This window comes from Sphingomonas sp. Leaf339, from assembly GCF_001426195.1.
GTDB lineage: Bacteria > Pseudomonadota > Alphaproteobacteria > Sphingomonadales > Sphingomonadaceae > Sphingomonas.
The window spans coordinates 141,183-155,068 of sequence record NZ_LMRS01000034.1; the positions used below are offsets into that span (position 1 = coordinate 141,183).

Annotated in this window: 17 protein-coding genes and 1 tRNA gene; 7 read left to right on the top strand and 11 right to left on the bottom strand. The window is 64.0% G+C overall.

The annotated features are described in order from the left end of the window. The first annotated feature begins 2 nt into the window (after nt 1–2). Nucleotides 3–599 carry a hypothetical protein gene (locus ASG67_RS13150; protein ID WP_082543516.1) on the top strand — a complete coding sequence of 199 codons (597 nt, stop codon included), beginning with the start codon at nt 3–5 and terminating at the stop codon, nt 597–599. Here the strand turns inward: ASG67_RS13150 and ASG67_RS13155 are convergent. Beyond that, nucleotides 596–1,201, bottom strand: coding sequence for a DUF4893 domain-containing protein (locus tag ASG67_RS13155; protein ID WP_056531018.1), 606 nt, complete (start codon nt 1,199–1,201; stop codon nt 596–598). The two genes, ASG67_RS13150 and ASG67_RS13155, sit on opposite strands and share 4 nt — an antisense overlap. After that, nucleotides 1,198–1,983, bottom strand: a complete 786-nt coding sequence (locus tag ASG67_RS13160) for a 3-hydroxybutyrate dehydrogenase (protein WP_056531021.1) — start codon at nt 1,981–1,983, stop codon at nt 1,198–1,200. Before ASG67_RS13160 ends, ASG67_RS13155 begins: the two co-directional genes overlap by 4 nt. Before the next feature lie 128 nt (nt 1,984–2,111). Between ASG67_RS13160 and ASG67_RS13165 the strand changes: the two genes are divergently transcribed. Then, a complete protein-coding gene (locus ASG67_RS13165; RefSeq protein WP_056531025.1) occupies nt 2,112–3,017 on the top strand; it encodes a neutral zinc metallopeptidase in 906 nt (301 codons plus the stop codon). 68 nt (nt 3,018–3,085) lie between these two features. Here the strand turns inward: ASG67_RS13165 and ASG67_RS13170 are convergent, their stop codons facing one another. Continuing rightward, nucleotides 3,086–4,066, bottom strand: a complete 981-nt coding sequence (locus tag ASG67_RS13170) for an NADP-dependent oxidoreductase (protein WP_056531028.1) — start codon at nt 4,064–4,066, stop codon at nt 3,086–3,088. Nucleotides 4,067–4,190: 124 nt separating this feature from the next. Further along, nucleotides 4,191–5,297 (bottom strand): DUF2171 domain-containing protein, encoded by a 1,107-nt coding sequence (locus tag ASG67_RS13175; protein WP_414887627.1) that lies wholly within the window; start codon nt 5,295–5,297, stop codon nt 4,191–4,193. A 144-nt stretch (nt 5,298–5,441) separates the two neighbouring features. On the opposite strand from ASG67_RS13175, the gene ASG67_RS13180 reads away from it, so the two are divergent. The 3 genes from ASG67_RS13180 (at nt 5,442) to ASG67_RS13190 (ending at nt 7,069) form a co-directional block, all read left to right on the top strand. Then, a tRNA-Ala gene (locus tag ASG67_RS13180) sits at nt 5,442–5,517 on the top strand. 74 nt (nt 5,518–5,591) lie between these two features. Next, on the top strand, nt 5,592–6,338 hold the full coding sequence (locus ASG67_RS13185) for an NUDIX hydrolase (RefSeq protein WP_156460816.1): 747 nt from the start codon (nt 5,592–5,594) through the stop codon (nt 6,336–6,338). Next, nucleotides 6,338–7,069: an extensin family protein gene (locus ASG67_RS13190; RefSeq protein ID WP_056531034.1), complete on the top strand. Its 732-nt coding sequence runs from the start codon at nt 6,338–6,340 to the stop codon at nt 7,067–7,069. Before ASG67_RS13185 ends, ASG67_RS13190 begins: the two co-directional genes overlap by 1 nt. 23 nt (nt 7,070–7,092) lie before the next feature. Here the strand turns inward: ASG67_RS13190 and ASG67_RS13195 are convergent, their stop codons facing one another. From ASG67_RS13195 to ASG67_RS13210, 4 genes are all read right to left on the bottom strand, one after another. After that, nucleotides 7,093–7,647, bottom strand: a complete 555-nt coding sequence (locus ASG67_RS13195; protein WP_056531037.1) for a hypothetical protein — start codon at nt 7,645–7,647, stop codon at nt 7,093–7,095. A 214-nt stretch (nt 7,648–7,861) separates the two neighbouring features. Then, entirely contained in the window at nt 7,862–8,143 is a 282-nt protein-coding gene (locus ASG67_RS13200; RefSeq protein ID WP_056531040.1) for a hypothetical protein, read from the bottom strand. Between the two features lie 3 nt (nt 8,144–8,146). Continuing rightward, complete coding sequence (locus ASG67_RS13205) at nt 8,147–8,986, bottom strand: transglutaminase-like domain-containing protein (protein WP_056531424.1); 840 nt, start codon at nt 8,984–8,986, stop codon at nt 8,147–8,149. A 78-nt stretch (nt 8,987–9,064) separates the two neighbouring features. Next, the gene (locus ASG67_RS13210; protein WP_056531043.1) at nt 9,065–9,814 is read right to left on the bottom strand and encodes a Bax inhibitor-1 family protein; all 750 of its coding nucleotides are present in this window, start codon (nt 9,812–9,814) and stop codon (nt 9,065–9,067) included. 120 nt (nt 9,815–9,934) lie between these two features. Here ASG67_RS13210 and thpR point away from each other — a divergent pair, with 120 nt between their 5' ends. Continuing rightward, a complete protein-coding gene (gene thpR / locus ASG67_RS13215; RefSeq protein ID WP_056531046.1) occupies nt 9,935–10,543 on the top strand; it encodes an RNA 2',3'-cyclic phosphodiesterase in 609 nt (202 codons plus the stop codon). Then, a complete protein-coding gene (locus tag ASG67_RS13220; protein ID WP_056531049.1) occupies nt 10,543–11,085 on the top strand; it encodes a superoxide dismutase family protein in 543 nt (180 codons plus the stop codon). The genes thpR and ASG67_RS13220 overlap by 1 nt, the downstream gene beginning before the upstream one ends. A 4-nt stretch (nt 11,086–11,089) precedes the next feature. On the opposite strand, the gene ASG67_RS13225 is transcribed toward ASG67_RS13220, so the two are convergent. The 3 genes from ASG67_RS13225 to ASG67_RS13235 form a co-directional block, all read right to left on the bottom strand. Further along, nucleotides 11,090–12,670 (bottom strand): spinster family MFS transporter, encoded by a 1,581-nt coding sequence (locus tag ASG67_RS13225; protein ID WP_056531051.1) that lies wholly within the window; start codon nt 12,668–12,670, stop codon nt 11,090–11,092. Nucleotides 12,671–12,756: 86 nt separating this feature from the next. Then, the gene (locus ASG67_RS13230; RefSeq protein WP_156460817.1) at nt 12,757–13,224 is read right to left on the bottom strand and encodes a hypothetical protein; all 468 of its coding nucleotides are present in this window, start codon (nt 13,222–13,224) and stop codon (nt 12,757–12,759) included. Nucleotides 13,225–13,322: 98 nt separating this feature from the next. After that, complete coding sequence (locus ASG67_RS13235) at nt 13,323–13,883, bottom strand: type 1 glutamine amidotransferase domain-containing protein (protein WP_056531059.1); 561 nt, start codon at nt 13,881–13,883, stop codon at nt 13,323–13,325. Nucleotides 13,884–13,886 lie beyond the last annotated feature (3 nt).

Here is a 13,886-nt window from a genome sequence, read left to right on the forward strand (position 1 = left end):
GTATGTCGCCGTTCGTGCCTCGTGTCCTATGGACACTGTTTACCGCCTTGGCTTGTTTGCTCACGGCGCTTCCTGTTTCAGCGGCAATTACGATGACCTTCTGGAGCCACGAACTCGGCAACAGCTTTCCCCATGCGTTCTTTACGCTGCGGGGTATGCCCGATGCCGGTGGGGCACCGGTCGATGTGAATTACGGGTTCACAGCCAGCACGCTCAGTCCGAAAATCTTGTTCAGCACGGTGCGCGGGCGCCTGGATATAGCCAAGCCGGGTTACATCGCGACGAGCGATGCGCAATTTTCGATTGTGCTGACCGGCGCCCAATATGCCGAGATTCTGAAGCTGGTCGCGGCGTGGGGCGAACGGGGTGATAGCCGTTACAGCCTTGGCCGGCGCAACTGCGTTCATTTCGTCCAGGAGGCAGCGCGTATCAGCGGGTTGGTCGGTCTAAAACAGCCCAATCTGATGAAAAAGCCGCGATCCTTTCTAAAAGCGGTGGCGGTCGCCAACCGGGATCGCGTCACGGTGCTGGGCGTTCATGGCAGGGCCTATCTGGCGACATTGCCAGCGCTGCCGGTGGCAATCACCGCCGCCCCCTAAGCAGCCGGTTCGATCTCGATCAGGTCGAGCTGTGACTGAAAGGCGGGGTGCGGCAAAACAAGACGCCAGCGACGTTCGCCGATCCGCTCGAGGATGCCCGCCATGTCGCGACCGGGATCGCGACCATAAGCCATTGCCCGCGTCTCTCCCGTCAGCATCATCGAACCCAGAAATATCGTTCGCGCGTCGGTGTCGGCATACAGCATCCCGATGGGTCGCTGCCCCACTCCTAACCCGGTGAAAAGGACCGCGGTAGAGGCGGTCTCGATCCGACATGCCGTCCATGGCAAAGTCACAAAGAAGGAACCCGATACGCCCTGCCGGCCAAGCTTTGTCGTACGGCAACGATAGTTGCCCGGCGCTGGCAATGAGCCCGTCAGGCTTCGATCCGGATCGAACAAGGCGGCGTCGCCCGTGATGGCAGCCATGGCCGCCTTGTCCCCACGCGCATCCCGCAGTGCACTCGACCAAGCTGACCGCCATTCGCGCAGCTTCTGACGGTCGGCCGCCGTGGCAACGCGGCGCCAGTCGACCGTGACCTCACGCTCGGCAGCGCCCGCACCGGTGGCGAGCAGGATACCCGCCACCGCCCAATGCCTCATGCGGCGGTCCAGCCGCCGTCCATCGACAGGTTCGCGCCCGTGATCGACGCCGCCTCGTCCCGGCAAAGGAACAGGCCGAAGGCGGCGACTTGTTCTGGGGTCACGAATTCCTTGGTTGGCTGCGCGGCGAGCAGGACATCGTTCATCACCTCTTCGCGGGTCAGGCCGCGCGCTTTCATCGTGTCGGGTATCTGGTTCTCGACAAGCGGCGTCCAGACATATCCCGGCGAAATGCAGTTGACGGTAATGCCGTCGCGGGCGACCTCTAGAGCCGCTGCCTTGGTCAGTCCCGCCACGCCATGTTTGGCAGCGACGTAAGCGGACTTGTTCGGACTGGCGATCAGCGAGTGAGCGGAGGCGGTGGTGATGATCCGCCCCCATCCCTTTGCCTTCATCACCGGGATCGCCGAATGCATCAGGTGGAAGGCCGACGACAGGTTGATCGCGATGATGGCGTCCCATTTCTCGGTCGGGAAATCGACGATCGGCGACACGTGCTGGACGCCGGCGTTGGCGACGACGATATCGCACCCGCCCGTCTCCGCTACCGCCCGATCGACCAGCGCGGCGATCTCGTGGGGTTTCGACATGTCGGCCGGATCGTGAAGAGCAGTGGCGCCGCTGATCTGAGCCAGTTCGGCACGGATTTGCTCGATCGCATCGACGTCGCCGAACCCGTTGATGACGACGGCGGCGCCCTCGGCGGCGAAGGCGCGCGCAAAGGCAAGGCCAATACCCGATGTCGATCCCGTGATCAGTGCCGTCTTGCCCTTCAGCAGCATATCGTTCTCCCTGTTTGGTCCGTGATGACCGCCCACCCGAGCATGGCGGCAACCCGTAGCGCGATCAACGCTTGCAACCGACGAGTGGCCTCAAGCATTTCACCCGCGCAACGATCAGGCGATATTCCATGCGGCTCGACGATTACGATCCTAACATCAACGTCGGCGACCAGCGGGGCGAAGGCGGTGGCTTTGGCAGTGGCGGCGGTGGTGGTCTGCTGTTCGGTCTACTGCCGCTGATCGGTAGTCGCTTTGGTTGCGGTGGCATCGTCGTCGTGCTCATCATCTTGGCGGTGCTCGGCATGAACCCCCTGTCGCTGCTGGGCGGCGGACAAGGCTCTGCCCCTGTCACGCGTACGGCGCCGGCGAGCAGTGGCGGTAACGAGGCGGCGACCGCATGTCGCGTCGATGCGGAAAGCAGGGCGGCCTGCAACGCGTTCAGTTCGGCACAGCAGACCTGGGCGGCGATTTTCGCCAAATCGAACCAGCCGTTCGAGGCGCCGTCGCTGCAATTCTATGGCGGATCGGGTCGATCGGGCTGCGGTGCGGCGCAGGCAGCCATGGGGCCATTCTATTGCCCGACGGATCGGGGCGTCTATCTCGACACCAGCTTCTTCAACGAGTTGGCGACGAAATTCGGCGCCAAGGGCGACTTCGCGCAATATTATGTGATCGCGCATGAGTTCGGGCATCACATCCAAAACCTGCTCGGCACATCGACGCAGGTGCAGCAGGCGCAGGCCCGGTCGAGCGAGGCTGAGGGCAACGCCATGTCGGTGCGTCTGGAATTGCAGGCGGATTGCTATGCAGGCGTATGGGCGGCGGCCAATCGCGACCGGCTCGATCCCGGCGATATAGAAGAGGGTATGACCGCCGCGCGGGCGATCGGCGACGATACGCTGCAGCGTGAAGGTCAGGGCCGGGTCGTTCCCGACAGCTTTACGCACGGCACGTCAGCACAGCGGATGAAGTGGCTGCGTGTCGGGATGGAAACGGGCGACCCGGCCAAGTGCGACACGTTCTCGGGCGCCTAACAGAAGACGGATCTCAATGGATCGGCCCCGGTTGTCGCCGGGGCCGATAGACGAAACGCTTCTATATATTAAAGCTTGACCAGCATCTTGCCGGTATTGCCGCCGGTGAATAGCCCTAGAAAGGCATCGGGCATTGCTTCCAAGCCGTCATGGACTGTTTCCTCCCGCTTCAGCGTGCCGAGCATGGTTGCCATGTCCTGATAGAATTCGGCGGCACGGGGCATGAAGTCGGTGACGATGAAGCCGCGCATCTGCACGCGGTTGCCGATCAGGCGGGCGAGATATTTCAGCTCGGTCGGCTTGGCGTCATTGTACACGTCGATCATGCCGCAGATCGCGAAACGCGCACGGGGTCGGGCATGGGCCAGCGCGGCATCGAGATGGTCGCCGCCGACATTGTCGAAATAGACGTTGATTCCCTTTGGTGCCGCCTTGCCCAATGCCTCGACGACGCTGCCCGCCTTGTAATCGATCACCGCATCTGCGCCGAGCGAGCGGACCCATTCGCCCTTCGCCGCGCCACCGGCCGATCCGATCACGGTCATGCCCTTTGCCTTGGCCACCTGTACCACCGTCGATCCGACAGCGCCGGCCGCCGCCGATACGAAGACGGTATCGCCCGCCTTGGCCTCTGCCACCGCCAGCAAGCCCCAGTAGCCGGTCATGCCGGGCATGCCGAGCTGACCCAGAAATGCCTGGGGCGGCAAGTCGATGGCGGGCAGCTTCATAAACGCGGCAGCCGGCCCGACCGCCTCGTCGCGCCAGCCGAGCATGTGTTGGACAAGATCACCGGCCGCCAGTGACGGATCACGGCTTTCGACGACCTCACCGACCGCACCGCCATCCATCGGCGCCCCGATGGCAAACGGCGGCACATAGCTTTTCACGTCGTTCATCCGGCCACGCATATAGGGGTCGACCGACAGCCAGCGATTGGCCACCCGAACCTCGCCATCCGCCAGTTCGGGCCGATCGACGGATATTAGCGCGAAATCATTCGGGGTCGGCGTGCCCTTCGGGCGCGACGCCAGAGTCCAGGCGCGGGGCATCGGCAGAATCCTCTCGTTGTTATCGGTTCGATGTGACGCGCGTGGCGACGCTACGCAAATGAAAAGGCCCGGTCGCGGAAGCGACCGGGCCTGCCCATCGGGGACGCTTACGCGTCGACCACTGTCAATAGGTGCCGGAAAAGCTCCGGTTGAGGTTGCCGCCAGCGCCTGTGTCGGCAGATGCCGAGCTACTGGACGACGATGCGTTGGTCCGGTTTTCGCTGCGATCCCGGGCATTGTCGCCGTACCCGAACATGGCTTGGTTACGATCCTCGTCGCGCCATGCCTGCTTGGCTTCGTCCGCCGTCTTGCTCAGCGTTACCTTGTCGTCGACCGATTTGATCCAGTTCGATGGGATCGAATGATGCTGACCACCGGCATCGACATCGTTCTTGGTCAACAAGATGCGGTCGCCTCGCACCTTGTCTACCGTCCCGACATGGCCACCGTCCGAACCGACGACTTCCTGATGCTCCGTGACTTTGTTGAGAGAGTCGCGCTGTGTCTGGCGGTTATTGCGCCATGACGAGAACTCGCTTTCAAACCGCGAGCGGTTTTCGTTGCGATACTCATCATAATCGCGGTCCAGTGCGGCAATTTGGCTGGACCGCCAACTGCCGTAATGCTCGTCATGCTGGCCGCCGCCACGATACCCTCGGTCGTCGTAGCGCGAGTCCATTTCGCGCCGGCGTTCCGCGTCGTCATCTCCGAACCACGAACGCACCTCGTCACCCGCGCGTGCAAAAAAACCGCGATCTTCGTATTCGTAACCCTGGGGCTGGCGTCCGTAGCCGCGATTACGCTGGCGGTTATCATCGTCGGCGTGGCGATTACGCCCTACGTCCTCAAAACGACGCCCATCCGATGCGTAAGAGCCATGATACTCCTCACGCCCACCATAGCTGCCGCCGTCTCGACCGCTGTTGAACCGGTCGCGCTCGGGATAGCGCTGGCCGCCGAAATCCTGGCGGTCCTGACGTCCTCTCGATCGGTCGTCGTCACGACCATAGCCGGCGGCGGCATAGTCGCGTGCGCTGGAATAGGTATACTCACGGCCATAGCCGTTGTCGCGGCTGTCGGTGCTGTTGTAATAGTCGCCTTGCGGGTTGGTGCCGCGTGAGTAGCGTTCATTGCCCATGTTGGTCTCCATTCTCCTGCATACCGGCCACGTCTTCGTCGCAAATCCGATACTTAGCCAAAACGGGCTTTGAGGATCGATGTTCCAAGCCATCGACGTCCGCAATACGCCCCGTCGCATACTTGGGACAGCTCGCCGCAGGCAATTTCAGCGGTGACCTGCCCCCCTTGTTGCATTGGGAAAACGAGATCGCTAAACGCGAACACATCCGGTTGAGACCGGGTTTTTGAAGGGTGCGGGGCCGTAGCTCAGATGGGAGAGCGCTGCAATCGCACTGCAGAGGTCAGCGGTTCGATCCCGCTCGGCTCCACCACCCGCCCTTCCCTCGCCAGCTATTGTTGATCTCGGTGGAATGATCCGCTTGACGGTGCGTTATGTCGGACGATGATGTTGCCTGACCCCATCCCTGCCGCCACCCTGATCATCATGCGTGAGAACGTTTCCGCAGGCTCGCCGCCGGAATTATTGATGGTGAAGCGGGCGGACACGATGGCGTTTGCGGGTGGCGCATGGGTGTTTCCGGGTGGACGGGTCGACGCCGGCGATCGTGCACTGGCCGTTCAACTGGGAGCGGCGGACGTGGACGAGGTCGCAGCGCGGATTGCCGCTATCCGGGAGACGCTGGAGGAAGTGGGACTGGCGATCGACATTGATCCACTGCCCGATGCGGCGACTATCGCCGCAATACGAACGGCGCTGCATAACGGCGAAACGATCGGCGCTACGCTGGCCGTCCATGGCCTAACCATCAGTCCCGATCTGCTGGCGCCGTATGGGCGCTGGAGGCCATCGCATAAGACGACGCGGGTGTTCGATGCGCGTTTCTATGTGACGTGTCTGCCGTTGGAGGCTCCTGCCGCGATTATCGACGGCACCGAGAACGTGGCGCTCGCGTGGCGGACGGCGGCAGCGATGCTCACCGCAGCCCCCATCATCTTCCCGACCCGGCGGACGTTGGAGCGGCTGGCGCAGTCTGCGAGCGTGGCGTCGATCATGGCGGATGCGGCGGCCTATCCAGTGCAGACGATCGTGCCGTGGACGGAGCATCGCGGCGGGATCGAGCATATCTGCATCCCCGCCGATCTCGGCTATCCGGTGATCGCCGAGCCGCTGTCGTCGGCCATGCGCGGCTGATGCGGACGGTGCGGCGGATCGCCGGGCTTCTGGTTATCGGCGGTATCGTGCTGGCGCTGGTGTTCGTCGCATGGGCGACGATGCGAGGGAGAACGCAGGATCTGCCGTGGACGCCGCTCGATCTGGGGCAACCCGTGGGCATGTTTACCGGTCGCAAGCTGGCCGGGTTGACCAACGACTTTCCCGCCTGCCGGGCCGTACTCGACAAGGCCGGCGTGCGCTACACGGCGCTGCCGCCGCGCGAGGGCGAGGGGCAATGCGGCTATGCCAACGGCGTTCGCTTCGCCGGGGGAGGGTCGCGGACGATCAGCTTTGCGCCGGCCGGGCTCGGCGTCGCCTGTCCGGTCGCGGCGGCGCTCGCCGCGTGGGAGTGGAACGTCGTCCAACCGGCGGCCGAGCGCTTCTTCAAATCGCGGGTCGCACAAATCGATCACTTCGGCAGCTATAGCTGCCGGCGCCTCTACGGTCGCGATAGCGGCAACTGGAGCGAGCATTCGACCGCCAACGCAGTCGACATCGCCGGCTTTCGTCTGACGGACGGTCGGCGCATCACGGTGATCCGGGACTGGAAGGGTGACGGCGCATCGGCGCAATTTCTGAAAACGGTACGCGATGGCGCCTGCGGGCTTTTCTCGACCACGCTGTCGCCGGATCATAACGCCGCCCACCGCGATCACCTGCATCTGGATCAGGCGTCGCGCGGCAGCATGGGGTGGCGGGCATGCCAATAGGACGGCACCGCCCGCGCCGTCGATCAGTTGGCCAGCGACTGACCCGTGTCGACCTTCTCGACCCAATAAGGGAAGAACGCCGGCTGGCGATTGGACCAGCCGGACGCCGTCGCAGCCGCTTCGCTGATGGATTGCAGCAGCTTGCGGCGCAGTTCCGGATGCAGGTGTGGCAACGCGGCCGCGGCACAGAAGGCGGCCGGCAGCCACGGCCGAACCGACGCGCCGATCAGGCGCTCATAAAGGAAACGCGCGGCGGAAAAGCTGGGTAGCCGCCCCTGACCCAGATCGAAGGCGACGACGGTGACGAGCGGGGCCAGAAACGGCTCGATTGAATCGAGGCCGCTGTCGTCCGGCACGATCTCTCGCAAGGATGGCAACGACCGATACAGCCGCGCCTGTGCGCGAATGCTCGCCGCTTCCACGATATCGCGCGACCATCGGGTCATCGCGTCTTCGCGGTCCAGTCCGATATCCAACGAACGACGGATGTACCGCTGCGTGGATGCGGGAAAACCCGCAAACTCCTTCATTTCGGCCAGCGTCATCGCCCCTTGGGCCGGCTTGTTTCTGGATCCCATAATATCACCCCGCCCCGATCAGCCAAACCAACCGGGCGATGGTATCGGAACGATGGTTAACGCCACCTTTCCGTCATCGGCCCGGCGAGACGCAAGGAACGATGAAAACCGCTGCGCCGCAACATGATATGCGACGAGCCGAAATAATACGAAAACGCGGGCGCATCGTGATGCACCCGCGCAAAATGTAGAATGGCAAGCCAAGCCTTATGGGTCAGGCGTCGCGTTGACGTTCCTCCTCGGCCGCTTCGTCATATCCGGAGGATGGGGCGGGTTCGCCGCCGCCATTGGGTTCGGAAATCGATACGGGATCGCTACCATCCATCGTCTCGTCTAGGCCATTGTCAAGCCGGGCGTCGACGCTATCCGGGTTCTTCTGCAATCGCTTGGCGATCGATTTGTCTTGGCCGGCATCCTGACGCGGATCACGACCGCCGGATGTATCATCCGGCGCGACCGACAGGCTGTCGAGCGCGCGATCGTCGATAGTATTCATGACCTAGATCCTCTCGAGATATCGTTCCTGAGGTAAAACGATCGGACGGCGTCCGCGTTCCGGTGAGGTCAGACGCGTCACCGACACGCGTTGCCGCTGGTAGAAGGCGGAACCGAAGACGGTCATGAAAGCGATATCGGTGGCATCACGTCCGACACCGACGCGGGCGATCTCGTCCGCGGTAGCCATGCCCGTGGGATCGACCAGTCGCCACGCGCCGTCCAGCCACAGTTCGACGACGGCATGGAAATCGGGCGGCGCCACGTGGGGGGCGTAAGCGGCGACGCAGCGGGCGGGAATCTCCGCTGCCCGCGCCAACGCGACGAGCAGATGGGCATAATCGCGGCACACGCCCATGCGGCTGCCGAATGTATCGAGTGCGGTGGTGCTGCCCTCGCTGACGCCCGCGCGGTAGACGAGCGCGTCATTGGTCCAGTCGAGCAGCGCCTGCGCCATTGCGCCGCCGGACAGGCCGCTGAACGTGCGGCGGACGAAGCCCTCCAACCGGTCGGACTGGCAGTAACGGCTGGGCAGCATGTACGGCACAACCGGACCGGGGATAGCGCGCGGCGGTGTCGATCCCAAAATCGACAGATCGACCGGCGGGCGATCGATCGTCACCGTGGCGCGGTATTCGGCGACGAACCGCCCCTCGCCCCGCGCCCAGCTGCGTTGGCCGATCCCCTCTTCGCCGACGACCGCCGCGATCGGATGATCCGACCAGATCGTGAGCGAATGGTTGTCTAGGCGCTGATCGGCCATTGCCGCGACTTCTACCTGCAACAGGATGTCGGCGGGTTCGGGTAACGCATAATCAAGATCCGCCTCGATCATCAGGCGCACGGACATTCGGTCATCCCCCAAAGAGAAGGGGCCCGGCAGTTACCTGCCGAGCCCCTGAAACATCGATCAATCTGCCGTTTAGTCGCGGCTGGAGCCGAACAGACGCAGGATGAACATGAACATGTTGATGAAGTCGAGATACAGGCTAAGCGCCGACATGATGACGACCTTGCCCTGCATGTCCGTGCCGGCGACCTGATAATACAGGTTTTTGGTACGCTGCGTGTCATAGGCCGTCAGCCCGGCGAACAGCAGCACGCCGACCGCGCTGATAACCAGACCCATCGGGCCGGACTGCACGAACATGTTGATGACGCTGGCGACCAGCAGGCCGACGACGCCGATGATGAGGAAGGTGCCGAACGCCGACAGGTCCTTCTTCGTCGTGTACCCGTACAGGCTAAGCGCCGCGAAGCCGGCAGCAGTCGCAAAGAAGGCCTGCGCGATCGACGTCCCCGAATAGACGAGGAAGATAGTCGACATCGACAGACCCATCAGGACCGCGAAGCCCCAGAACAGCATCTGCATCGTTGCCGTGCTCATCCGCGCCTGACCGAAGCTCATCGCGAAGACGATCGCCAGTGGCGAGAACATGATGACATACTTCAGGATGCCACCCTGCGTGAACACTTGCGCAGCGGGCGAATCGGCGCCGCCGACTGCGAATATCATCGCGACGATACCTGTCAACAGCACCGCCGAAGCCATGTAGTTGTAGACCGACAGCATGTACGAGCGCAGCCCTGCGTCGTGGGCCGCGTCACCCGCCCGCGCGCGCGTCGTACCGAACGGCGCGGCGGTGGGTCGAGGATCAGACCAATTCGCCATCTGAAAAATTCTCCTGGTGGCCGGCGAGAAGGCCGGTTGCTGACAATATCGTCTTCCCCTCAACCCTTTTCAAGCGAAAGCAGTTGCATGTCCCGTCGGTCCATTGGTTAACCATGCGTGATGATCCGGTTGTTCGTTGCCCTGCGTCCACCACCCGCCATCCGCGACCGGTTGTCCGCGTTGATGGACGGGGTGCCGGGCGCGCGCTGGCAGGATGACGAACAGGTGCACCTGACCCTGCGGTTCGTGGGCGAAGTCGACCGGCATCAGGCGGAGGATCTGGCGGCGGCGCTGGGACACATCCACGCGCCGGCGCCGATCGCGACCCTGGCGGGCGTGGGCAGTTTCGAACAACGTGGCCGGGCGGACAGCCTGTGGGCCGGCGTTGCGCCGGCCGGGCCGCTGGCGCATCTGCATGCCAAGGTCGAACAGGCCTGCGCACTGGCCGGGTTGCCGCCCGAACGGCGCGCCTATCGGCCCCACATCACCGTGGCGCGCCTGCCCCGGTCGCTGGGTGGCGCGATCGAGATCGAGCGATGGCTGGCAGCGCACGCTTCACTGGCGAGCGAGCCGTTCGTCCTGCCGCATCTGATCCTGTATCGCAGCGAACTCGCACGCAGCGGCGCGGTGTACGAGCCCGTGGCGCGGTGGCCATTGGTGGCAACGGCGGGAACCGGCGAGGCGGCTGGCGGTTCGCTCCTCAGGAACTTGGAACGGGGAGACGAATGATGACGATGATGAAGATGGCAGCGATCGGGATCGCGGCATTGACGATGACCGCATGCCAAAGCGACGGTGACAAGGCCGATCTCGGCGAAAGCACGCCCGGCGGTCGCAGCGCCACCGCAATGCTGCGGACGGCGGCCGGCGTGGATGTCGGGCGGGCAACCGCGACGGAAGTGGGTGGTGGCCTGCGCTTCACGATCGATGCGCGCGGTATGCCGGCGGGCATGCACGGCGCGCATGTCCATATGGTCGGTCGCTGCGACGCGCCCGATTTCGCCAGCGCGGGCGGCCACTGGAACCCGACGAGCATGCAGCACGGCACGATGAATCCGCAGGGTCCGCATACCGGCGATATGCCGAACCTGATCGTCGGCACCGATGGCCGTGGAACGCTGGGCGTCACGGTCCCCGGCGCGACGATGGCGGGCTTGCTGGATGCCGACGGATCGGCGCTGGTGATCCATGCCAATCCCGACGATCTGAAGACCGATCCGTCCGGCAATAGTGGCGGGCGCATTGCCTGCGGTGTATTGACGGCGAACTAAGCGATCAGATGTCCTCCCCGGCCGCCCTGGCCCGCGCCTCGCGCGTGGCCTCGGCGGTGGGGACCAGACGATAGGCGGCAATCGCCGCGACGAGGGCGATCGGTACGCTGGCCAGCAGTGACAACATGCCGGTCGACAGGCTACCGCTTAGAGTCGAAACCCGACCAGCGATGTATGGGCCGAGAGCCAAGCCGAGCAGTGTGGTGCCGATGAAAAGCGTGGCGGTGGCCGTGCCGCGCATCCGCGGCAACACCATGTCCTGCGTCGTCGCCGCCGCCGACCCCAGCGCGCAACTGGCCGTCACCTGCGCCAGAAACAGCATTGGATAGAGCAGCGTCGTGGTCGTCGCAGTGAAGGCGAGTGCGAGGAAAGGTGCCGGCACGATCGCGCCGAAGATAACGACCATAAGGCGTCCTGCCGGATTGCTGACCCGCAACCGATCCGCCACTACCCCGCCCAGCGTCACGCCGAGAAATCCCGCCAGCGCACCTGACCCGCCGATATAAAAGCCAGCGGTGGACGGCGAAGCGCCAAGTACCCGCAACGCATAGGGCGCCGCCCAGAAACTGGCGGCATAGGCCATAAAGGCGTTGAGGCCATAGGCGACGACAGTACACAGAAACGCCGGCGTGCCGACGATCAGGGCAAAGGCGGGCGGATCGCGACGACGCAGCGCGCAGGCCCATGAAAACACCGCATAGGCCCCGATGCCGATCGCGGTCCATTGTGGCCATGGTTCGCCGATGGACACCAGACCCGTGACCGCTGCGACGGTTATCCCCAGCGCTAGCAGGTTCACCATCAATGCCCGCGCGCCACCCGCCGCCGCCCCGATCAGCGTCAGCGGCGGAATGATCGTGATTAGCTCCTGCCCGAAGGCGCGGAACGGCGCCGGATGCCGGTCGGGCGGGGGCAGCCCCTCCACCGCGCCCCGGATCGGTTCGCGCAGCGTGCTGATCCACAGGGCGACGAAAAGGCCGGGCAGGCCGACCGCCATGAACGCAGCCTGCCAGCCGACCAGCCCGCCGGGGCCGCCATTCGGCCATGCCCGGTTCCAGTTCTGGACGATCAGGCCGCCGATGAAGAGCGACACGCCGCCGCCGACATAGAGGCCGGCCGAGTAAATCGAGAGCGCGGTGGCGCGCAGGCGTTTGGGGAACCAGTCCGAGATCAGCGAATAGGCGGAAGGGCTGGCCGTCGCTTCACCGATGCCGACGCCGATCCGTGCGGCGGCGAGGTGACCGCCCGATCGCGACAGCCCGGACAGCGCGGTCATCGCCGACCACAGTGTCAGACCAATCACCATCAGCCGGCCACGATGCCAGTTATCCGCTAACCGCCCCAGCGGAATGCCGAACAGCGAATAGAAGACACCGAACGCCGTGCCGTACAGGAACCCGAGATCCTCGTCCCGCAGGTTCAGGTCGCGTTTGATATCCTCGGCCAGAATCGAGATGATCTGACGATCGACGAAATTCAGGACATAGACGAGGAAGAGGATGCCCAGCACATACCAGGCATACGGAGACGCATGTGACGCCGCGCCATCGGTAGCCGCATCGCGGCCGGGGGCGGTATCCGCCATGATCTCTCCCGATTTCTACTCTTTGGACATCGAGTATCCACCGGCGCTATCCCGGCGACAAGCCCTTTTCGGATAACGGGTATGGTCTATCGGCTGGGACGCAAACCGGTTTGACGGATCGATTCGAAGGACATGGTGGGAATGGCGTAGGGATCAAACTTGGCCAGAGGCTGGTCCAGATCGATCGGCAATTCCTGTTCGCGCGGGGGCGGCGTGCCGATTTCCGCCATTGTCAGCGGCCAGCGTGGCGGCGCATCTGGATGGGCGTCGGCCCGGCGGACAACGGGTGCATTGCCCAATGGTCGGTCGAGCGGGCCGCCCTTCCCCCAGATCAGATAAAGTGCGGCCCAGACGACCATACCAGACGCACAACCGGCCGCGAGCAGCAGGACGGTCGGATCGGGCAGCCGGTCCGTCCCCGCGAGCCGGCTCAGGTCGGCCAGCCGTTCCGCCGGCATCTGCGCGACGAGTCCGGCCCCCGCCGACCCAGCGAGAAGGCCTCCGATGACCGGCAGCATTCTCGACAAACGACGGCGGTGGGAGGGTCGGGTCATGATGACGGCCTGTCACGCGGCCTCCACCAGCCGCTGGTAACCATCATCATAGCCCAAAACATTTGACAGCCAACCGGCCAGTGCCGGTTTTTAACGGATCAGGCCGGCTCGTCCGCTAGTTCCTTCACCAGCGCGTCGATGATCGCGCGATTGAACGCGGGGATATCGTCAGGATTGCGGCTGGTGATGAGGTTGCCATCGACGACAACTTCCTGATCGACCACATCGGCGCCGGCGTTTTCGAGATCGGTGCGGATCGAGGGATAACTGGTGAGCTGGCGGCCATCGATCACATCCGCCTCGGCCAGCAGCCATGGACCGTGACAGATCGCAGCAACGATCTTGTCGTCTTCCATGAATTCCGCGACGATCTCGACCGCGCGTTCCTCCAGTCGCAGCTTGTCGGGATTGCACGTGCCGCCGGGCAGGATCAGCGCGTCGTAATCGTCGGTATCGACGTCATCCAGCGTCAGGTCCGGCGTGGCGGTTTCCGCCTTGTTGATGTCCTGTTCCATGCCCTGGATCGGGTCCAGCCGGATCGAGGCCAGCGTCACCGTCGCGCCGGCGGCCTCCAGCGCCTTTTTCGGTTCGAACAGCTCCACCGTTTCGAAACCGTCGGCCGCGAGCATCAGCACGCGCGCATTCGATAGGTCGGCCATGAC